17 protein-coding genes are annotated in these 20,701 nt (G+C 61.1%); 6 read left to right on the forward strand and 11 right to left on the reverse strand.

What is annotated here, in order from left to right; all coding sequences use genetic code 11:
* Nucleotides 1–244: 244 nt before the first annotated feature.
* From FHX06_RS11700 to FHX06_RS11720, 5 genes are all read left to right on the forward strand, one after another.
* Complete coding sequence (locus FHX06_RS11700; protein WP_112542019.1) at nt 245–1,498, forward strand: extracellular solute-binding protein; 1,254 nt, start codon at nt 245–247, stop codon at nt 1,496–1,498.
* 95 nt (nt 1,499–1,593) lie between these two features.
* Nucleotides 1,594–2,493, forward strand: a complete 900-nt coding sequence (locus tag FHX06_RS11705) for a carbohydrate ABC transporter permease (RefSeq protein WP_112542018.1) — start codon at nt 1,594–1,596, stop codon at nt 2,491–2,493.
* Entirely contained in the window at nt 2,490–3,374 is an 885-nt protein-coding gene (locus FHX06_RS11710; protein ID WP_183879371.1) for a carbohydrate ABC transporter permease, read from the forward strand. Before FHX06_RS11705 ends, FHX06_RS11710 begins: the two co-directional genes overlap by 4 nt.
* A gap of 30 nt (nt 3,375–3,404) precedes the next feature.
* Nucleotides 3,405–4,925 (forward strand): DUF5060 domain-containing protein, encoded by a 1,521-nt coding sequence (locus FHX06_RS11715; protein ID WP_183879373.1) that lies wholly within the window; start codon nt 3,405–3,407, stop codon nt 4,923–4,925.
* A gap of 18 nt (nt 4,926–4,943) precedes the next feature.
* Nucleotides 4,944–6,014 (forward strand): ABC transporter ATP-binding protein, encoded by a 1,071-nt coding sequence (locus tag FHX06_RS11720; protein WP_183879375.1) that lies wholly within the window; start codon nt 4,944–4,946, stop codon nt 6,012–6,014.
* A gap of 77 nt (nt 6,015–6,091) precedes the next feature.
* On the opposite strand, the gene glpK is transcribed toward FHX06_RS11720, so the two are convergent.
* From glpK to FHX06_RS11765, 9 genes are all read right to left on the reverse strand, one after another.
* Nucleotides 6,092–7,588 carry a glycerol kinase GlpK gene (glpK, locus tag FHX06_RS11725; protein ID WP_183879377.1) on the reverse strand — a complete coding sequence of 499 codons (1,497 nt, stop codon included), beginning with the start codon at nt 7,586–7,588 and terminating at the stop codon, nt 6,092–6,094.
* Between the two features lie 112 nt (nt 7,589–7,700).
* Nucleotides 7,701–9,431 (reverse strand): extracellular solute-binding protein, encoded by a 1,731-nt coding sequence (locus tag FHX06_RS11730; RefSeq protein ID WP_112542013.1) that lies wholly within the window; start codon nt 9,429–9,431, stop codon nt 7,701–7,703.
* 79 nt (nt 9,432–9,510) lie between these two features.
* Nucleotides 9,511–9,792: a DUF2160 domain-containing protein gene (locus FHX06_RS11735; RefSeq protein WP_112969585.1), complete on the reverse strand. Its 282-nt coding sequence runs from the start codon at nt 9,790–9,792 to the stop codon at nt 9,511–9,513.
* Nucleotides 9,793–9,804: 12 nt separating this feature from the next.
* Nucleotides 9,805–10,632 carry a carbohydrate ABC transporter permease gene (locus tag FHX06_RS11740; protein ID WP_183879379.1) on the reverse strand — a complete coding sequence of 276 codons (828 nt, stop codon included), beginning with the start codon at nt 10,630–10,632 and terminating at the stop codon, nt 9,805–9,807.
* A 14-nt stretch (nt 10,633–10,646) separates the two neighbouring features.
* A complete protein-coding gene (locus FHX06_RS11745; RefSeq protein ID WP_112542010.1) occupies nt 10,647–11,513 on the reverse strand; it encodes a carbohydrate ABC transporter permease in 867 nt (288 codons plus the stop codon).
* A gap of 3 nt (nt 11,514–11,516) precedes the next feature.
* On the reverse strand, nt 11,517–12,587 hold the full coding sequence (locus tag FHX06_RS11750) for an ABC transporter ATP-binding protein (RefSeq protein ID WP_112542009.1): 1,071 nt from the start codon (nt 12,585–12,587) through the stop codon (nt 11,517–11,519).
* A 9-nt stretch (nt 12,588–12,596) separates the two neighbouring features.
* On the reverse strand, nt 12,597–13,676 hold the full coding sequence (locus tag FHX06_RS11755; RefSeq protein WP_183879381.1) for an ABC transporter ATP-binding protein: 1,080 nt from the start codon (nt 13,674–13,676) through the stop codon (nt 12,597–12,599).
* Nucleotides 13,677–13,718: 42 nt separating this feature from the next.
* On the reverse strand, nt 13,719–15,248 hold the full coding sequence (gene glpD / locus FHX06_RS11760) for a glycerol-3-phosphate dehydrogenase (RefSeq protein WP_183879383.1): 1,530 nt from the start codon (nt 15,246–15,248) through the stop codon (nt 13,719–13,721).
* A 113-nt stretch (nt 15,249–15,361) separates the two neighbouring features.
* Nucleotides 15,362–16,135, reverse strand: a complete 774-nt coding sequence (locus tag FHX06_RS11765; protein ID WP_112547463.1) for a DeoR/GlpR family DNA-binding transcription regulator — start codon at nt 16,133–16,135, stop codon at nt 15,362–15,364.
* Nucleotides 16,136–16,378: 243 nt separating this feature from the next.
* Here FHX06_RS11765 and ftsZ point away from each other — a divergent pair, with 243 nt between their 5' ends.
* Nucleotides 16,379–17,401, forward strand: a complete 1,023-nt coding sequence (ftsZ, locus tag FHX06_RS11770) for a cell division protein FtsZ (RefSeq protein ID WP_029868774.1) — start codon at nt 16,379–16,381, stop codon at nt 17,399–17,401.
* A gap of 131 nt (nt 17,402–17,532) precedes the next feature.
* On the opposite strand, the gene FHX06_RS11775 is transcribed toward ftsZ, so the two are convergent.
* The gene (locus FHX06_RS11775) at nt 17,533–19,152 is read right to left on the reverse strand and encodes a GMC family oxidoreductase (RefSeq protein WP_183879385.1); all 1,620 of its coding nucleotides are present in this window, start codon (nt 19,150–19,152) and stop codon (nt 17,533–17,535) included.
* Complete coding sequence (locus tag FHX06_RS11780) at nt 19,149–20,678, reverse strand: FGGY-family carbohydrate kinase (RefSeq protein ID WP_183879387.1); 1,530 nt, start codon at nt 20,676–20,678, stop codon at nt 19,149–19,151. The genes FHX06_RS11775 and FHX06_RS11780 overlap by 4 nt, the downstream gene beginning before the upstream one ends.
* Between the last annotated feature and the right edge of the window lie 23 nt (nt 20,679–20,701).

Genomic DNA, 20,701 nt, shown 5'->3' on the forward strand with positions numbered 1-20,701 from the left:
TTTCAAACGCGCTACCGTGCACGCACGAATCCGGACACCGAAGCTAGAAGGCGCCACGTTTTCCAACCCGAGATAACCATTCCGACAAACGGATCCTCCCGGCCGCTGCCGCCCTCCCCCGCAGGGCCTCAATGAAACTGGCCTCGATCACAAGACGCCTATTCTCATGGTTAGCTCATCATACCAGTTGACATGTCAATGAGCATCCGGCAAGAAAGGCCCCAGCTTACAAGAGGAGGACGTAATGCTGACGCTTTCTGCAAAATTGAAGTCTTCATGCATGGCTGCCATCGCTGTTGCGGCCGTTGCAGTCACCCCCGTCAAGGCTGAAGACATCACGCTCTGGACGCTGAACTTCGACAACAATGCCGCCAATGTGGCCCTGAAGAAGGTTGCCAGCGACTTCGAAGCGGCAAACCCCGGAACCCATATCGAGATCGTCCAGCGCGCTGTCGACGAACACAAGACGGCGCTGCGCGTTGCCGCCGGCTCCAACCGCGGCCCGGACATCTATTTCAGCTGGGCAGGCCTTGGCCTCGGCGGTGAATATGTGAAGGCTGGGCTGTCGCTGCCGCTCGACAAGTACTACACCGAATACAAGTGGAACGACGAGCTGCTTCCCTCGGCAGCGGCCTTTGCCGACCTTTATCCGGGCGGCAAGCACGGCACGCCTTTTACCTTCAAGGGTGAGGCCGTCTATTATAACAAGAAACTCTTCCAGCAAGCCGGCATCACCGAGGAGCCGAAGACCTATGAAGAGCTTCTGGCCGCAGCCGACAAGCTGAAGGCAGCCGGCATCCCGGCCTTCACCTTTGGCGGGACGGTCAACTGGCACGTCATGCGCCTAATGGATGTGATCCTCGAAACCAAGTGCGGCGCCGAAAAGCACGACCAGCTGAAGCTGATGAAGCTCGACTGGTCGAAGGAGCCCTGCGCCACCGACAGTTTCGCCGAATTCGCCAAGTGGACGAAGGACTATACGCTGCAGCCCTTCATGGGCATCGACAACAAGCAGTCCTATAGTCTCTTTACCGCCGGCCGCGCAGCAATGATGCTGGAAGGCGACTGGCTGGTCGGCCAGCTCTCGGGCAGCGGCGCCAATCTCGACGATTACGGGATCTTCCCCTTCCCGACCAATACGAACCGCCTCTACGGTTTCGCCGAATACAACTACATCAGCACCAAAACCAAGAACCCGGACATGGCTGCGAAATTCGTCGACTATTTCCTGTCGACGAAGGTGCAGCAGGATCTCGTCGGGCAGATCAGCTCGATCTCGGTCAACAAGAACGTCCAGTACACCAACCAGAAGCCTCTGGAAGCCGAGTGGCTGGACATCTTCAAGACCTACGACAAGATCTACATGAACGGCGACCAGGCCTTCCCGCTTGATGTGACGACGGAATATTTCCGCGTCATCAACGATGTCGCCTCCGGCAGCATCGAACCGGCCGACGCCGCCAAGCAGATGCAGGCCTTCATCGCCGGCAGAACCTGACCCCTCCCGAGACGCCGGCTGGCCGACACCTTGTCGGTCGGCTGGCGCCGCATCCGCAAGACCGGCAGGGTGGATATCCTGCCCCGGAGGTGAGAATGTCCTTGCGCCAAACAACGCATGATCCGCGCGTGCAGGCCTTCATCCTGCTCGTCCCGGCTTTGGCCATCTACGCGATCTTCGCGCTCTACCCGATGCTCAACGTGGTCGTCATCAGCTTCCAGAAATGGAACGGGCTAGACCCGCAGCGGCCCTTCGTCGGCCTCGCGAATTACACGGCGATCTTCACGCGCGATCCGGTCTTCTGGGTCGCCTTCAAGAATACCGTGATCTGGACGCTGATGAGCCTGGTCTTCCCGCCGCTGGTCGGGCTGTTGCTCGCGCTCAGCCTCAACCAGAAGATTTTTGGCCGCAACAGCCTGCGCGCCATCTTCTACCTGCCCGTCATCATCGCGCCGATCGCCGTCGCCACGATGTGGAAATGGATGTACGATCCCTTCTTCGGCCTGTTCAGCCAGATGCTGACTTCCTGGGGCATGCAGACCTGGATCAAGGACTGGCTCGGCAACAAGGATATCGCGCTCTATTCCGTTTTCATCGCCTACCTCTGGCAGACCGTCGGCTTCTCGATGGTGCTGTTCCTGGCAGGTCTTCAGAACGTCTCGCAGACGCTGGTGGAAGCCGCCCGCATCGATGGTGCCGGCCGCTGGGCGGTCTTCAAGCATGTCACCCTGCCGGCGCTGCGCCCGACGATCACCATCGTTCTGGTTCTCTCAATCATCTCCTCGCTGAAGGCCTTCGATATCGTCTACGGCTTGACCGGCGGCGGTCCTGCCCAATCGACACAGATGCTGGCGCTCTGGGCCTTTACCCAGGCCATGCAGATCTTCGATTTCGGCCGCGGTGCAGCGATCTCTGTCGTCCTGCTTCTGATCACCATGGCGATCGTCATCCCCTATCTGCGCTGGACGCAAAAGCATGAGGAGGTCGAATCGTGACAGTTCTCGGAGCGCAAGCCGATGATCTCGACATCGATACCAAGCCGCTTCGCCTGAAGCGGGATCCCATCCTCGTCGGCTTGTGGATTGCGCTGATCCTTGTGGCGCTGATCTGGGTCGCGCCCTTTGTCTTCATCGTCTTTACGTCGCTGAAGACACCGGCTGCGGTCACCAGCACCGGCGCCTTCATGCCGCCGACGGAACTCGCCTTCCAGAACTATGCTGATGCCTGGAGCCGCGGCAATTTCGCAAGCTCCTTTTTCAACAGCGTGATCATCACCGTCATCAAGGTGCCGCTCGGCCTGGCGCTGTCGGCAATGGCGGCTTATGCGCTTGCCAAGATCAAGCTCAGGATCAGCAAGGCGCTGCTGCTGGTGGTGGTCTTCGGCACGATGATCCCCTTCCAGGTGATGCTGGCGCCGCTCTTCACGCTGGTGAATTCCTTCGGATTGATCGACACCTATCCGGGCGTCATCCTGCCCTATATCGCCTTCGGCGTACCCTATCAGGTCTTCATCCTGCACGGCTTCTTCAAGGGTATTCCGAAAGAACTGTCGGAAGCGGCACTCATCGATGGCGCGACGCATTTCACCATCTTCCGGAGGATCTTCCTGCCGGTTTGCCTGCCAGTTCTTGCCGCCTTGCTGATCCTCGACTTCGTCTCCACCTGGAACGAATTCGCCATGGCGCTCGTCCTTCTGCAGGACCAGCATATGTGGACCCTGCCGCTCGGCCTGATGTCGTTCCAGGGCCAATTTTCCAGCAATTACGGCCAACTCAACGCCGCGATCGTGATGACCGTGCTTCCGGCGACGATCGTCTATCTCATGTTCCAGCGCTACTTCGTATCCGGACTGACCTCCGGCGCCGTGAAGGGCTGATACCGAAATCTGTTCTACGAGGAGAGACATATGTCCGATGCAGCAGTCGAAAAATGGGGTGTGTTCGAAGCGGGTTTCGCCGGCCCATCCGAAGGCAATCCCTATCTCGACGTGGCATTCGATGCCGTGTTCACGCATAAGAGCCGCGAGGTCCGTGTGCCTGGCTTTTACGACGGCAACGGCACCTACCGCATCCGCTTCATGCCCGATGTCGAAGGCGAATGGTCCTTCAGGACGCGCTCGAAGACCGCCGCCCTGGACGGCAAGACGGGGCAGTTTACGGCAACCGCACCTTCCGCCGGCAATCACGGCCCGGTGCGCGTGCGCAACAAATTCCATTTCGGCTATGCCGACGGTTCGCCCTTCTTCTCCTTCGGCACGACCTGCTATGCCTGGACGCATCAGCCGCTGGAGATGCAGCAACAGACATTGGAGACGCTGAAGAAGACCCGCTTCAACAAGATCCGCATGGGCGTCTTCCCGAAGGACTATCCCTATAATACCAACGAGCCGCTGCACGCCTGCTTCGAGAAGGATGCTGACGGCAAGGAGGATTTCGACCGGCCGAACCCGGCCCTCTTCCAGCATTTCGACCGGCAGGTGGCCGCCCTTTGCGCGCTCGGCATCGAGGCCGACATCATCATCTTCCATCCCTATGACCGCTGGGGTTATGCCGACATGTCGGCCGAGCAGGATTTCCGCTATGTCGCCTATCTGGCGGCGCGGCTTTCTGCTTATCGGAACGTCTGGTGGTCGCTCGCCAACGAATATGACTTCCTGATCGACACCAAGCCGATGGAACAATGGGACCGCTATTTCCACATCCTTGAGGAAAACGACCCCTACCAGCACCTGCGCTCGATCCATAATGGCGACGTGACGGCAAATTTCGATCATCGCAAACCGTGGGTCACCCATACCTGCATCCAGAATCCGGACGTCAAGCGCACGCAGGAATGGCGCAACGCCTATGGCAAGCCGGTCGTCAACGACGAGCCAGAATATGAAGGCGACATCGTGCAGTCCTGGGGCAATCTCTCCGCCCAGGAGCTGGTGCATCGCTACTGGATAACCATGGCGCGCGGCGGTTATGCCGGCCACGGCGAGACTTATTCCCATCCCGAGGATCTGATCTGGTGGGCGAAGGGCGGCGAACTGCGCGGCGAGGCCTGGAAGCGCATCGGCTTCCTGCGCGATCTGCTCGAGGCCGACGTCAGGCACGGGCTGGAACCGCTCGGCGTCCTCGGAGAATGGCCCTGGTCACGCGTCTCTGGCGCAAGGGATGGCGACGGCGATTTCCGGCTGATCTATCTCGGCGAGCACCAGCCCGTCATCTGGTCATCAGGCCTGCCGCTCGACGACGATAATTACGAGGTCGATATCATCGACACCTGGGAGATGACGATCACGCCGGCCGAGAAGGTTGCCGCACCCGTCCCGCACCCCACTCGCCACGGCGCGATCGTGCGTGGCGGCAAGCCGGACGCGGCTTTCGGCGTCAAGCTTCCGCGCAAGCCGCATCAGGCGCTGCGTGTGCGCAGAAAGCGCTAGGGATTTAAGGAGGAGCCCATGTCCGGCTTGAACATCCAGAACGTCAAGAAATCCTTCGGCGCGGTCGACATCATCCATGGCATCGATGTCGATATCGCCGATGGCGAGTTCGTCATCCTCGTCGGCCCGTCCGGCTGTGGCAAGTCAACGCTCCTGCGCATGATTGCCGGTCTTGAGGATATCAGCGCCGGCAAGATCAGCATCGATGGGCGCGTCGTCAACAATCTGCAGCCAAAGGACCGTGACATCGCCATGGTCTTTCAGAACTACGCGCTCTATCCGCAGATGACGGTCGCCCAGAATATGGGCTTTGCGCTGGAACTCGCCGGCGCCAAGCGTCCGGAGATCGACAGGAAAGTCTCCGAAGCTGCCGCCATCCTCGGCCTGCAGCCGTTGTTGGAGCGCAAGCCGGCACAGCTTTCCGGCGGCCAGCGCCAGCGTGTCGCCATGGGTCGCGCCATCGTTCGCGATCCGAAAGTCTTCCTCTTCGACGAGCCGTTGTCGAACCTCGACGCCAAGCTGCGCGTCAAGATGCGGGCCGAGATCAAAGCCCTGCACCAGCGCCTGAAGACGACGATCGTCTATGTCACACATGACCAGATCGAAGCCATGACCATGGCCGACAAGATCGTCGTGCTGCAGGGCGGCAAGGTGGAGCAGATCGGCAGCCCGCTCGAACTCTACGACCGGCCGCGCAATATCTTCGTCGCCGGTTTCCTCGGCTCGCCGGCGATGAACTTCCTCGAAGGCACGCTCGAGACTGGCGGCAGCCCGAACCTCGCTCTTCCCGGCGGCGCACGCGTCAAACTCTCCCAGGCGCCTGAGAATTCCGCCGGCAGGCCACTGACACTCGGCATCCGCCCCGAAGATATTTCGCTCGGTGGCGAGGAAGGTGTCGAAGCGATCGTGAAGGTGATCGAGCCGACCGGGTCGGAAACCCATGTCGCCGTCGAGGTCGAGGGCAAGGAACTGACCTGGGTCCTGCGCGAACGGGTGAACCTGACGCCTGAACAGCGGGTGAGACTGTCTTTTGCGACCCCGAAAGTGCATTTCTTCGACCGGCAGACGCAGAACCGGCTTGATGCCTAGGACGGTCATGGATGGAGCGACGAGCCGGGCGGCCTGACACCGCCCGGCTCCTTGTTTACGGTGGCGGTCCGCCCCAGTCAGGCCACCGTACTGAGTGTTCGCGCAATCGCGTTGCGCCAGCCGACAATTCTCGCCTGCCTGTCGATGTCAGCCATATCAGGCTCAAAGCTGCGATCGCTCGCCCAGGCGCGTGCAAATTCCTGCCGATCCGGCCAGACACCGGCCTTCGATCCAGCAAGCCAGGCTGCGCCGAGCGCCGTCGTTTCAAGGGTCGCTGCCCGATCGACGGGACTTGAGAGAATATTGGCGAGATGCTGCATGGTCCATTCGGATGCCGACATGCCGCCATCGACGCGCAGTACCGTCTCAATCGGGTGGTCGCCCCAGTCGCTTCGCATCGCCACAAGCAGGTCGAGCGTCTGGTAGGCAACCGATTCCAGGACGGCGCGCGCCAGTTCCGCCGGGCCGCTGTTGCGTGTCAGGCCGAAAATCGCGCCGCGGGCCTCCGGATCCCAATAGGGGGCGCCGAGCCCGGTGAAAGCGGGCACGACATAGACCCTTTGCTGCGGATCGGCTCTGTCGGCCAGCGCGCCGGTCTCCGACGCATTTCCGATAATGCCGAGACCATCACGCAGCCACTGCACGGCAGCACCGGCAATGAAGATCGACCCTTCCAGCGCATAAGTGCTCTTGCCGTTCAGGCGGTAGGCGATGGTGGTGAGCAGCCGGTTCTTCGAATGCACGCGGTCGTCACCCGTATTCAGAAGTGCAAAACAACCAGTGCCGTAGGTCGATTTCACCATGCCCGGTTCGAAACAGGCATTGCCGATTGTCGCCGCCTGCTGGTCACCGGCGACACCGAGGATCGGGATCGCGGCGCCGAAAATGCCGGGATCGACGGTGCCGAAATCGTCGGCGCTGTCCTTGACCTCGGGCAGCAGCGCCCGCGGGATGCGCAGGATTTTGAGAAGCTCGTCATCCCAGCAGTTCTCGGCGATGTTGTAGAGCAGGGTTCGCGAGGCGTTGGTCGCATCGGTGACATGCGCCCGCCCCCCGGTCAGCTTGTAGATGAGCCAGCTGTCGATCGTGCCGAAACAGACCTCGCCGGCCTCGGCTCGGGCACGCAGTCCCTCGACATTGTCAAGCAGCCAGCGCAGTTTCGTTCCGGAGAAATAGGGATCGAGAAGCAGGCCGGTCTTCGCGGTGAAGAGCTTTTCGTAGCCATCCACCTTCAGCCGGTCGCACATTTCCGCGGTGCGCCTGTCCTGCCAGACGATCGCCCTGTGCAGCGGCCTGCCGGTGTCTTTTTCCCAGACGACGGTCGTTTCCCGCTGATTGGTGATGCCGATGGCAGCGATTGCGCCTGGCGCCACACCGCTCTTTGCCAGAGCGTCGCGCGCGGTCGACAGTACCGTGTCCCAGATCTCACTCGCATCATGCTCCACCCATCCGGTCTGCGGGAAATGCTGGGTGATCTCAGTCTGCGCCGAGGATGCGATCCGCATCTGAGGGTCGAAAATTATGGCCCGCGACGATGTCGTGCCCTGATCGATGGCAAGGATATGGCCGCTCATGACTTTACTTCCTGCGCAACAGCTATCGTTCCGCCGGAACGGCAGCTCTGTCCCCATTATTGTTTTGGAAAATCGGGAATGGCCGGGTGCTATCGCACCCGGCCGATGACGCTTACTTCTTGGCGTCGGCCCAGCTCTTGACGAGCTCGTCGTAGTTGACGGTGATGGGCTTTTCTTTCTCGTTCTCGATCTTCAGCTGCGGAGCGAGGTTGCCCTTCTTCACCGCATCTGCGTTCCAGTAAGCGAGATCATGCTCCTCGGCGAGCTTCGGGCCGATATCGCCCTGCACCTTGGCGCGTTCGAGGCGCTGCAGCACCTTTTCCTGTTCGGCGCACAGCGAGTCCATGGCCTCCTGCGCGGTCTTTGCACCGGAAGCGGCATCACCGATTGCCTGCCACCACAGCTGCGCGAGCTTCGGATAGTCAGGAACGTTGGTGCCGGTCGGCGACCACTGGACGCGGGCCGGCGAGCGGTAGAACTCGATCAGGCCGCCGAGCTTGGGAGCGCGCTCCGTGAAGCTCTTGTCGCGGATGGTCGATTCGCGGATGAAGGTAAGGCCGACATGGCTCTTCTTCACGTCCACAGTCTTCGAGGTGACGAACTGCGCATAGAGCCATGCGGCCTTGGCGCGATCGTCAGGCGTCGACTTCATCAGCGTCCAGGAACCGACGTCCTGATAACCGAGCTTCATGCCGTCCTTCCAGTAGACGCCATGCGGGCTGGGGGCCATGCGCCACTTCGGGGTACCGTCTTCGTTCATGACCGGCAGGCCGGGCTTGACCATGTCAGCGGTAAAGGCCGTATACCAGAAGATCTGCTGGGCAACCGCACCCTGCGCCGGAACCGGGCCGGATTCGGAGAAGGTCATGCCACCTGCTTCCGGCGGAGCATAGCCCTTGATCCAGTCGAGATACTTCTGGATCGAATAGACGGAAGCCGGGCCGTTTGTGTCACCGCCGCGTGCGACGCAGGAGCCGACCGGACGCGAATTCTCGTCGACCTTGATGCCCCATTCGTCGACCGGAAGACCGTTCGGCAGGCCCTTGTCGCCGTTGCCGGCCATGGACAGCCAGGCATCGGTGAAGCGCCAGCCGAGCGACGGGTCCTTCTTTCCATAGTCCATATGGCCGAAGACCTTCTTGCCGTTCACGTCGCGGCCGGTGAAGAATTCGGCAATGTCCTCATAGGCCGACCAGTTGACGGGAACGCCGAGGTCGTAGCCGTATTTCGCCTTGAAATCGGCCTTGTTCTTCTCGTCGTTGAACCAGTCGTAGCGGAACCAGTAGAGGTTCGCGAACTGCTGGTCGGGAAGCTGGTAGAGCTTCTTGTCCGGCGCGGTCGTGAACTTGGTGCCGATGAAGTCGTCGAGATCGAGGCCGGGATTGGTGACATCCTTGCCTTCATTGGCCATCCAGTCCGTCAGCGAACGGGCCTGCTGATAGCGCCAATGGGTACCGATCAGGTCGCTATCGTTGACATAGGCGTCGTAGATGTTTTCGCCCGACTGCATCTGCGTCTGCAGCTTTTCGACCACGTCGCCTTCGCCGATCAGGTCATGGGTGACCTTGATGCCGGTAATCGCGGTGAAGGCAGGCGCCAGCACCTTCGATTCATACTCATGCGTTGTCAGCGTTTCGGACACGACCTTGATGTCCATGCCGGCGAAAGGCTTGCCCGCATCGACGAACCATTGCATTTCCTTTTCCTGGTCCGCGCGCGTAAGCGTCGAGAGATCGCCGACCTCCTTGTCGAGGAAGGTTTTCGCCTCATCCATGCCGGCATAGGCGGAGCCCGCCATGGCCAGCAAAATGCCTGCTGTCGTCACTAGTAGATGCCGTCGCATAATATCCTCCCAGGTTTAGCGATTGCAGTCCTTACGTCTCAGGCGGCCAGTACCCCCGGCCATCCGTATCAGCTTGGAATCACACGTAACGGAACACGCCGATGGCGTAGATCACGGAGATGCCAAGAGCCCACCACAGGCTGGGTCCGACAAGACCCAACCATGCGAGATGAATGAATGCTGCGCCGAGCAGCGAGATGAAGAGCCGGTCGCCGCGCGTCGTCTCGAACCGAAGCAAGCCAACGCGCGGCGAGCCGCCCGGCGAAAAATATTCCCAGACGCTCATGGCGATGAGCAGGGTCAGGATCGTGAGAAAGAAGAGCGCCGTCGGCAGCGTCCAGGCCATCCACGAAAGGGTCATGTCCGGTCCTCCTCAGACGCGGCCCAGGGCAAAGCCCTTGGCGATGTAGTTGCGAACGAAATAGATGACGAGCGCACCGGGAATGATGGTCAGCACGCCGGCTGCCGCGAGCACACCCCAGTCCATCCCGGCTGCCGAGACCGTGCGCGTCATGATCGCCGAGATCGGCTTCGCCGCCGTCGTCGTCAGCGTACGCGCAAGCAGGAGTTCGACCCATGAGAACATGAAGCAGAAGAAGGCGGCGACACCGACCCCGCTTGCAATCAGCGGCATGAAGATCTTCACGAAGAAGCGCGGGAAGGAATAGCCGTCGATATAGGCCGTCTCGTCGATCTCCTTCGGCACGCCGGACATGAAACCTTCGAGGATCCAGACCGCCAGCGGCACGTTGAAGAGGCAATGGGCAAGCGCCACTGCGATATGCGTGTCGATCAGGCCAAAGGCGGAATAGAGCTGGAAGAATGGCAGCGCGAATACGGCCGGCGGCGCCATGCGGTTAGTCAAGAGCCAGAAGAACAGGTGCTTGTCGCCTAAAAAGCGATAGCGCGAGAAGGCGTAAGCGGCCGGCAGCGCGGCAAGCACCGAGATGACCGTGTTCATCGCCACGTAGATGATCGAGTTGATATAGCCGTTATACCAGGACGGGTCGGTGAAGATGACGGCATAGTTCCTGATTGTCGGGTTCTGCGGCCAGAGCGAGAAGGTGCCGGTGATCTCGGCATTCTCCTTGAAGCTCATGTTGACCAGCCAGTAGATCGGCAGCAGCAGGAAGAGGATATAGATCGTCGTGACCACCCAGGAGAGGTTTCCAGCGGGCTTGTATTTCATTCTTGAAACCATGGATCTCTCCTTTCTCAAGCGTTTGCGTCACTGCTGGTCATGACCGTGTAGAAGATCCACGACAGGAGCAGGATGATCAGGAAGTAGACGATCGACATTGCCGCCGCAGGCCCGAGATCGAACTGACCGACGGCCATCTTGACGAGATCGATCGACAGGAAGGTGGTCGAATTGCCCGGCCCGCCGCCGGTAACGACGAAAGGCTCGGTGTAGATCATGAAGCTGTCCATGAAACGAAGCAGCACGGCGATCAGAAGCACGCGCTTCATCTTCGGCAGCTGGATGTAGCGGAAGACGGACCAGCGCGAGGCGCCGTCGATCTTGGCCGCCTGGTAATAGGCGTCGGGGATCGACACGAGGCCGGCATAGCAGAGCAGCACGACAAGGCTCGTCCAGTGCCAGACATCCATGACGATGATGGTGATCCAGGCATCGAGCGGATCGCGGACATAGTTGTAGTCGAGGCCAATCGCTTCCAGCGTATGGCCGAGCAGGCCGATATCGACGCGACCGAAGACCTGCCAGATGGTGCCGACGACGTTCCACGGGATCAGCAGCGGCAGCGCCATCAGGACGAGGCAGACAGGCACGCCGATGCCCTTCTTCGGCATGTTGAGCGCGATGAAGATGCCGAGCGGAATTTCGAGCGCCAGGATGATGATCGAGAAGAGCAGGTTGCGCTGCAGGGCTGCCCAGAAGCGATCCGACTCCAGGGTCTGCACGAACCAGTCCGTGCCGGCCCAGAAGAACTCGTTATTGCCGAACGTATCCTGCACCGAATAGTTGACGACCGTCATCAGCGGAATGGCCGCCGAGAAGGCGACGAGCACCAGGACAGGCAGAACCAGAAACCAGGCCTTGTTGTTCCATGTCTTTTCCATGACTCAGGCCTCCCTGCCGACACGCCAGGAATCGGCGTAGATGCTAATCGCCGCGGGGTCGAAACTGACCCGCGCATCTTCCGGGATCTCGGCGTCCTCCGATAGGACGATCGCCAGCGGCTGGCCGGCAAAACGGGCGCGTACGATCTTCTGGCGACCGATATCCTCGACCTTCGAGATCGATACCGGCATTCCGTCACGGCCAAGCCGGATGAATTCGGGACGGATGCCGAGCTCGACCTTGGCGGCCCGCGACGTGTCGGGCGCATAATCGAGATTGATGGTCTCTCCGCCGACACTGACGCTGGAACCAGCGACCTTCGCGGGCATGACGTTCATGCCGGGCGAGCCGATGAAATAGCCGACGAATGTGTGGCTTGGCCGCTCGAAGAGTTCGGCCGGCGTGCCGATCTGGACGATCTCGCCTTCATACATGACCACCACCTTTTCGGCGAAGGTCAGCGCTTCCGTCTGGTCATGCGTGACATAGACCATGGTGAAGCCGAACTGCTTGTGCAGGCGCTTCAGCTGCGAGCGCAGCACCCATTTCATATGCGGATCGATGACGGTCAGTGGTTCATCGAACAGGATGGCGTTGACGTCATTGCGCACGAGGCCGCGGCCGAGCGAGATCTTCTGCTTCTGATCGGCCGTCAGGCGCTGCGCCTTGCGTTTTGCCCAGTCGGTCAGATCGATCATCTCGAGGATTTCGCGGACGCGCCGGTCGACCTCGGGTTCGGCAACGCCCCTGTTGCGCAGCGGAAAGGCCAGATTGTCGTAGACGGTCATCGTGTCGTAGATGACCGGGAACTGGAAGACCTGCGCAATATTGCGCGCCTGCGTCGAAAGATTGGTGACATCGCGGCCATCGAAAAGGATGCGTCCGTGCGAGGGCTGCAACAGGCCGGAAATGATGTTGAGCAGCGTGGTCTTGCCGCAGCCGGAGGGACCGAGCAGCGCATAGGCGCCGCCATCGGTCCATTCGTGGTCGACTTCCTTCAGCGCATAATCCTTGTCCGACTTCGGATCGGGGCCATAGGCGTGGCGGATATGGTCGAGCGTGATTCGTGCCATTGAAACCTCCTATGCCGCCTGGCTGCCGGTTGCGATTGCCCGCCCATCAGGCCCGAAGGCCATGAGATGGCGGGTGTCCAGGAAGACGGCGATCTCGGTATCGGGATCGATGTCGTGAATGCCATGCGCCAGCATCACCCAGCGCACACCGTTGAAATCGACATGCACGAAGCTTTCCGAGCCGGTGATTTCGGAAATCTGCGTGCGCGCCGTCAGTCGCGGCGAAGCCGGAGTCTGGGCTTGCAGTGACAGATGATGCGGGTGGAAGGCGATCGTGACGGCGCCATCCGGCGTGGCGGCAAGATGCGCCGGCACGACGATCTCAGCGCCAGCTCCATGGCGGAAGATGCTGCCGTTCTTCTCCACCTCGATGAAGTTCAGCGGCGGGTCGGCGAAGGTCTTGGCGGTGACGAGATCGACCGGGCGGCGATAGACCTCGATCGTCTTGCCGAACTGCGTCACGCGGCCTTCGCTCAGCGTCACCGTATTGCCGCCGAGCAAAAGGGCTTCGGAAGGTTCGGTCGTCGCATAGACGAAGATGGCGCCGGATTGCGCGAAGATACGCGGCAGTTCCTCGCGCAGTTCCTCGCGCAGCTTGTAGTCCAGATTGGCGAGTGGCTCGTCGAGCAACACGAGGCTGGCATTCTTGACGAGCGCGCGGGCAAGGGCGGTACGCTGCTGCTGGCCGCCGGAAAGATTGAGCGGCGTGCGGTCGAGATAGGGCGTCAGCTTCAGAAGCTCTGCGGCCTTGCGCACTTCGATATCGATCGTCTTGGCATCGTGCCCGGCAATGCGCATCGGCGAGGCGATGTTTTCATAGACGCTGAGTGCGGGATAATTGATGAACTGCTGGTAGACCATCGCGACATTGCGCTTCTGCACCGGCATGCCGGTGACGTCGGCGCCGTCGAAATGCACGGAACCGCTGGTCGGCCGATCGAGGCCGGCCATCAGCCGCATCAATGATGTCTTGCCGGAGAGCGTCGGTCCGAGCAGGACGTTCAGCGATCCCCGTTCAAATGTCAGGTCCGTCGGGTGAATATGGTATTCACCGCCGACCATCTTTGCGGCATGGCGCAATTCGAGCATTCCGGTTCCCGTGCCTCCTCAAGACGGGGACCACATGCCGGCTTAGCCTGCGAGTTTCGCGGGCAGAGCGGCGATGTACTCCTCCAAAATATCTATCTGTTGTGGTGTCATGTGCAGGCCGGCCTTGGTTCTCCGCCAGAGCACATCGTGGGCAGTGACGGCCCATTCATTGTCGATCAGGTATCGGACCTCGGCCTCGTAGAGGTCGGATCCGAACAGCCGGCCGAGATCGTCGATCTTTGCGGCATTGCCGAGAAGCGTTGCAGCCTTCGTGCCGTAGCGGCGAATGAGACGTCGGGCATGCGCATCGGCCAGGAACGGATAGCGGCTCTTGAGCTTGACGACCTCGCCCTCATAGCCCTGCACCGGAAAATCCCCGCCCGGCAGATGGCTGCCCGCCGTCCACGGCCTGCCCTTGACGCCGATCGCCTCGCCGATCTTCTCCAGCGCATGTTCCGACAGACGCCGGTAGGTGGTGAGCTTGCCGCCGAAGACATTGAGAAGCGGCGCCTCGCCCGCCTTGCCCTCGACCTTCAGGACATAATCGCGCGTGGCCTCCTGCGCCTTCGAGGCGCCGTCGTCGAAGAGCGGACGCACCGCCGAATAGGTCCAGACGATATCCTCGGGTCTGACCGGCTCCTTGAAATATTCAGACGCCGCATTGCAGAGATAGACGGTCTCCTCCTCAGAGATCTTCACATCCTTCGGATCGGCGGTGTAGTCGCGGTCGGTGGTGCCGATCAGGGTAAAATCGGTCTCATAGGGGATGGCGAAGATGATGCGGTTGTCGGGGTTCTGGAAGAAATAGGCGCGCGGCCCCTCGAACTTCTTCTTCACGATGATGTGGCTGCCCTGGACGAGACGCACATGGCGGGCCTCGTTATGGCCGAAGGCGGAGCGGATGACATGGTCGACCCAGGGGCCGGCGGCATTGATCAGCATGCGGGCCTGATGGCGCTCGCTCTTGCCGGTGAGACTGTTGATCGTCTCGATCTGCCAGACGTTGCTTGCCTGCGCATCCTTTTCCTGATGGGCGGAGACGACCTTGGTGCGCGGCATGATCGTGGCGCCCTTGTCGGCGGCATCGCGGGCATTGAGCACCACCATGCGGGCATCGTCGACCCAGCCGTCGGAATATTCGAAGGCCTTCGTAAACAGCGCCTTCAGCGGTTTTGCCGCCGCATCGCTGCGCATGTTCAAGACCGCAGTCGGCGGCAACAGCTTGCGGCCGCCGAGATGGTCATAGAGGAAGAGGCCGAGGCGGATCATCCAGGCCGGCCTGATCCCGCCCTTGTGATAGGGCAGCACGAAGCGCAAAGGCCAGATGATATGCGGGGCCATGGCCCACAGGATCTCGCGCTCCATCAGCGATTCCCGCACCAGGCGGAACTCGTAATGTTCGAGATAACGCAAACCGCCATGGATGAGCTTGGTGGCACCCGACGAGGTGCCGGAGGCGAAATCGTTCATCTCCGCAAGCGCCACCGTATAACCACGACCCACGGCATCGCGCGCTATCCCGCAGCCGTTGATCCCGCCACCAATGACGAAAATATCGTGGATTCGGCCCATATTCCCCCCGTTCGAGCCAAGACAGCGCAACAGTTCCTCCAACCGTTGCGAAAGTGAGGGTGATTAAATCGAAAATTTTCCGAATGTCAAACGAATGTTATTGGCCGTAAAAATCAGCGGTTAGCTTTCGCTGCTTCGATCAACACGACACCGCTCTGCTGACAGATATTGCGGATGGAGGGCGAATCGCATTGGTCGGTAATGAAAGTATGGACCTGCGAAATCTGGCCGATCCGGACAGGCGCAGTGCGCTCGAACTTGGTTGAATCCGCAACCAGGATAACGTGTCGCGCATTGGCGATGATAGCCTGCGCCACCTTCACCTCACGGAAATCGTAGTCGAGAAGCGCGCCATCCGGATCGATCGCCGATGCTCCGATCACGGCATAATCGACCTTGAACTGGCGGATGAAGTCGACCGCCGCCTCGCCGACGATGCCGCCGTCGGACTGGCGCACCACGCCGCCGGCGATCACCACCTCGATATTGTCGATCAGCCGCAATCTATTGGCAACATTGATGTTATTGGTGATCACCATCAATTCGTGATGATCCGAGAGCGCTTCTCCGACAGCTTCCGTGGTCGTGCCGATATTGATGAAAAGCGAACTGTTGTTGGGAATGAGATCAGCGGCAGCCACACCGATCGCCTGTTTCTCCATCGCGGCGATCTGGCGCCGTGCATCGTAGCGGACATTTTCCGTCCCGCGCGGAAAGGTTGCGCCTCCGTGAATGCGGGTCAGGAGCTGTGCATCGCAGAGATCGTTCAGATCCTTGCGGATCGTCTGCGGTGTCACGGCAAACTGCGCCGCCAGATCATCGACCAGCACCCTGCCCGACGATCTCGCAAGTGCGATGATCTTCTCCTGGCGATCCGACAGAAACATGCGCCCTCCCTTCGTTTCGCTTTCATCTTTAGCGAAACTTCGCCTCAAGGCAAAGCGATCGATACTGGTGCGATCCTCCGGATCAATCCCACCGTTCACTGCTTTCGAACATGAACGAGTGCTGAAATCCCTTTGGATATTGCAAAGCCCGCCCCGCCTCTGCCTTGTTGCGCGCTTAACGTATTATGCGATTCGCTATCCGCGACGGGGCGGAGCATGCACGAGGGACAAAAGGAGAGTTCGATGACAGACGCCAAGAGCGGCATTACGGGACTACGGCCGCAGATCACGGTGATTGGCGTCGGCGGAGGCGGCGGAAACGCGATCAACAACATGATCGCCGAAAAACTGGCGGGCGTCGATTTCATCGCCGCAAATACGGATGCCCAGGTGCTGGCGACCTCCAAGGCGACGCGCCGCATCCAGCTCGGCGCGCATGTCACCGAAGGTCTCGGCGCCGGCTCCCTGCCGGAAGTCGGCCGCGCGGCTGCCGAAGAATCGCTCGACGAGATCATGGATCACCTGAGCGGCTCGCATATGTGCTTCGTCACGGCCGGCATGGGCGGCGGCACCGGCACGGGTGCGGCACCGGTCATTGCGCATGCCGCCCGTGCAGCCGGCATCCTGACGGTCGGCGTCGTCACCAAGCCCTTCACCTTCGAGGGCAATCGCCGCATGAAGATGGCCGAAGCCGGCATCGAGGCGCTGCGCCAGGCAGCCGACACCGTCATCGTCATTCCCAACCAGAACCTCTTCCGCATCGCGGACGCCAAGACCACCTTCGCCGATGCCTTCATGACCGCGGACCGCGTGCTTTATGCCGGCGTGGGCTGCATCACCGATCTCATCGTCAAGGAAGGACTGATCAATCTCGACTTCGCCGATGTGAAGTCCGTCATGCGCGGCATGGGCCGCGCCATGATGGGCACGGGCGAGGCTGAGGGCGAAGCACGGGCGATGAAGGCGGCGGAAGCCGCAATCGCCAACCCACTGCTCGACGATATCTCGATGAAGGGCGCCAAGGGTGTGCTGATCTCGATATCAGGCGGTTCCGACATGACCCTCTTCGAGGTGGACGAGGCCGCAAGCCGCATTCGCGATGAAGTCCAGGACGACGCCGAAATCGTCGTCGGCGCAATCTTCGACCGCGGCCTCGACGGCAAGTTCCGCGTCTCCGTCGTTGCGACCGGGCTCGAAGGCGCAGGCCCCGTCGCAGCCGTGCCGAACTTGGCCGCAGGGCAGGTCTCGAACCGCACGCTGCAGTAGATCGATAAGATCGCCTGACCGCCACGCAGATCCTCGCAGCGGTGACGAACAACTGAGAGAGATAGGATTGACCGCCACCGGTGCGGCATCCTGGCTCTCTCAGCACCAACGTGACGAGGTTCCAAGCGCCGTTAGCGCAGAATCATGTCGGACGCCTTCTCGGCAATCATGATCACCGGGGAGTTGGTATTACCGGAGACGATCGTCGGCATGACCGAAGCGTCGACAATGCGCAAAGCGCCCACGCCATGCACTCTCAACTGTTCGTCGACGACAGCCATGCCGTCACGCCCCATCTTGCAGGTTCCAACCGGGTGGAAGATCGTGGTGGCGATGTCCCCAGCGCGGCTGATCAATTCATCATCGCTTTGAAATTCCTTGCCAGGAAGCATCTCCTGCGGCCGGAACTTCGAGATGGCGCTCGTCTGCATGAGACTGCGGGCATGGCGGATGGATTTTGCGGCAAGGATGCGATCTTTGCTGGTCGAGAGGTAGTTGGGCTTGATCTCGGGAGCTACGGACGCATCCGGCCCGGCAATGTGGACCGTCCCCCGGCTCTCCGGTCTCAGGTTGCAGACCGATACAGTCACCGCGGGATAGCGGTGCAGCGGTTCGCCGAGCCTGTCGGTGCTGAGCGGCTGCACATGATATTCGAGATCGGCGGTCGCGACTGCCGGGTCGCTCCTTGCGAAAATACCGAGCTGACTTGGCGCCATCGAGAGCGGGCCGGAGCGGCGTAGCGCATATTGCAAGCCCATGCCCGCACGGGCGAAAAGATTGTGGTAGAGCTGGTTCAACGTCTTTGCCCCCTCGATCCGGAAAACCGTCCGGATCTGAAGGTGGTCCTGCAGGTTCTCGCCGACGCCGTGAAGCGCGTGAGCCACGTCGATATTGACGGAGGACAACAAATCCGGGCGGCCAATCCCGGAAAGTTCCATGATTTTCGGCGAGTTGATGGCACCGGCCGAAAGGATGACTTCACGACCGGCATGCACGACATGGATCTGCCCGTTCAAACGGAAGCGGACTCCGGTTACACGACGTCCGCCGAGCACCAGCCGCTCCGTTTCCGCTCCGGTCAGCACGCGAAGGTTAGGGCGCCGCATTGCGGGGCGCAGAAATGCCTTGGTGGTATTCCAGCGAACGCCGCCGCGCTGATTGACCTCGAAATAGCCCGATCCCTCGTTGTCACCGCCGTTGAAATCATCGGTCTTGGGAATGCCGAGCTCCTCGGCTGCGTCGCGAAAGGCATCCAGGATCGGCCAGGAAAGTCGCTGCCGTTCCACGCGCCATTCGCCGCCTGCCCCGTGCATGGCAGAATTGCCGCGGTAGTTATCCTCGGATTTGAGGAAATAGGGAAGCACGTCATCCCATCCCCAACCTTCGTTGCCCGCCTGCCGCCAGCCATCATAGTCGGCGGCCTGCCCCCGCATGTAGATCATGCCATTGATCGACGAACAGCCGCCAAGCACCTTGCCGCGCGGATAAGGAAGCGACCGGCCATTCACCCCCCCCTCGGCGGCGGTGCGCATCATCCAGTCGGTACGCGGATTTCCCATGCAGAAGAGATATCCGATCGGCACATGCACCCAGTGATAACGATCGCTGCCGCCAGCCTCGAGCAAGAGGACACGGTTGGCCGGATTTGCCGACAGCCGATTGGCAAGAACGCATCCGGCCGAGCCTGCCCCCACGATGATGAAGTCGTAAGAGCCCGCGTCGGCAACCACTTCCGTTAAAGGCCCGCTCACGCCGCTGCTCCTGCAACATCGGCTTTCGCCGACACGAGCCGCCGCCAGATCGGAGCCATTGCCTCGGCGATATCGCGATAGAGGCCATAACGGCGCGCATAGTGGGCTTCCAGCCGTCTATCAGGGATGTAATTGCGTTCCATGCGAACCATCGAGGCGGCGCCGGCCTCGAACGACGGAAAGACGCCGGCGCCGGTTCCCGCCGCAATCGCGGCCCCGAGCGCGCCCGTTTCTCGTGAGCGGGCGATCGAAACCGGCACGCCCAGAACATCGGCGAATATCTGCGGCCAGATCAGGCTTCGCGAGCCTCCACCGGAAAGGACGGCTTCGTCGAATGTTGCCCCGGCACTGCGCATGGTCTCGACGTGTTGACGATGGCCGAAAGCGACCCCTTCAAGGACCGCTCGCACCAGATGGCCCCTCGTGTGCCAGCCAGCAACGCCATAGAAGCCGGCGCGGGCATTGCCATCCTGCTGCGCGCCATACAGGAACGGATGATAGAGCGGATCGTCAGCGCCGGGCTCGACGGCAGCGGCGAGCGCCGCGCAATGATCGAAAGGCGAGCGCTCGTCGGGCGAGGCGTCGGGGAAAAGCTCCCGCACCAGCCATTCGAGGTTCGCAGCCGATGTGGCGCTGGACTCGATCGCCATGTATCGCTCCCGGTCGAATGTGGACGACATGAAGACTGGCCCGGCCAGTTGCGGCGCATCGATAATCACCTGATTGATGCTCCAGGTCCCGGCGATGATCGAGGCAGCACCCGTCCGGGTCACGCCGGATCCGATCGCCGAAGCAACGACATCGAACAGGCCGCCGACCACAGGTGTGCCGACGGCAAGACCCGTCTGCGCGGCCGCCGCCGCCGTGACATGACCTGCGATATCCGAGCTCTCGAGCAATCCTGGCAGCATCGCCAGGCAATCGCCGAGGCCATAGGCATCCATCAAGGTCTCGCTGTAGCGGCGGTTGGCAACGTCAAGCAGGCCGCAACCTGTCATGTCGGACACCTCGCTGACGCGGGCATCCGTCAGGCGGTTGACGATAAAGTCCTTGCAGAGGAATACCGTGCCGATCCTGCCGAAGATCTCCGGCCGGTGGCGTTTCAGCCAGGCAAGAAGCGTCGGCGTCTGCGATGGCCAAGGGCGCTGCCGTCCGATCGGATAGGTGCGATCGCCGATGCCCTGTGTCTGCCATTCCTCGACCAGAGCCGCAGCGCGCGTGTCGAGCGACTGGATGCCGAGCAATGGTTCACCCTCGCGATCAAGCGCGTAGAGACCGTTACCATGTCCTGCGCAGCCGATCGCGATAATCTCCTCGGGCCGGATGCGGGCCTGCTCGATACAGCTGCTGATGACCTGACGTGCATTCGTCCACAATTCGTCCAGGCCACGCTCGACATGGCCGGGGCATGGCATGCGGCTGTGCCCCTCGGCTGACGCGGCAGCGACCTCGTTGCCCTGCCGGTCAAAGATCACGGCCTTGATCACGGTGTTGCCGGCATCGAGCCCCAACAGATAATTTCCCATGCAGAACTCCTCCCCAGGTTCAG

Source organism: Rhizobium sp. BK512 (genome assembly GCF_014194915.1).
GTDB lineage: Bacteria > Pseudomonadota > Alphaproteobacteria > Rhizobiales > Rhizobiaceae > Rhizobium.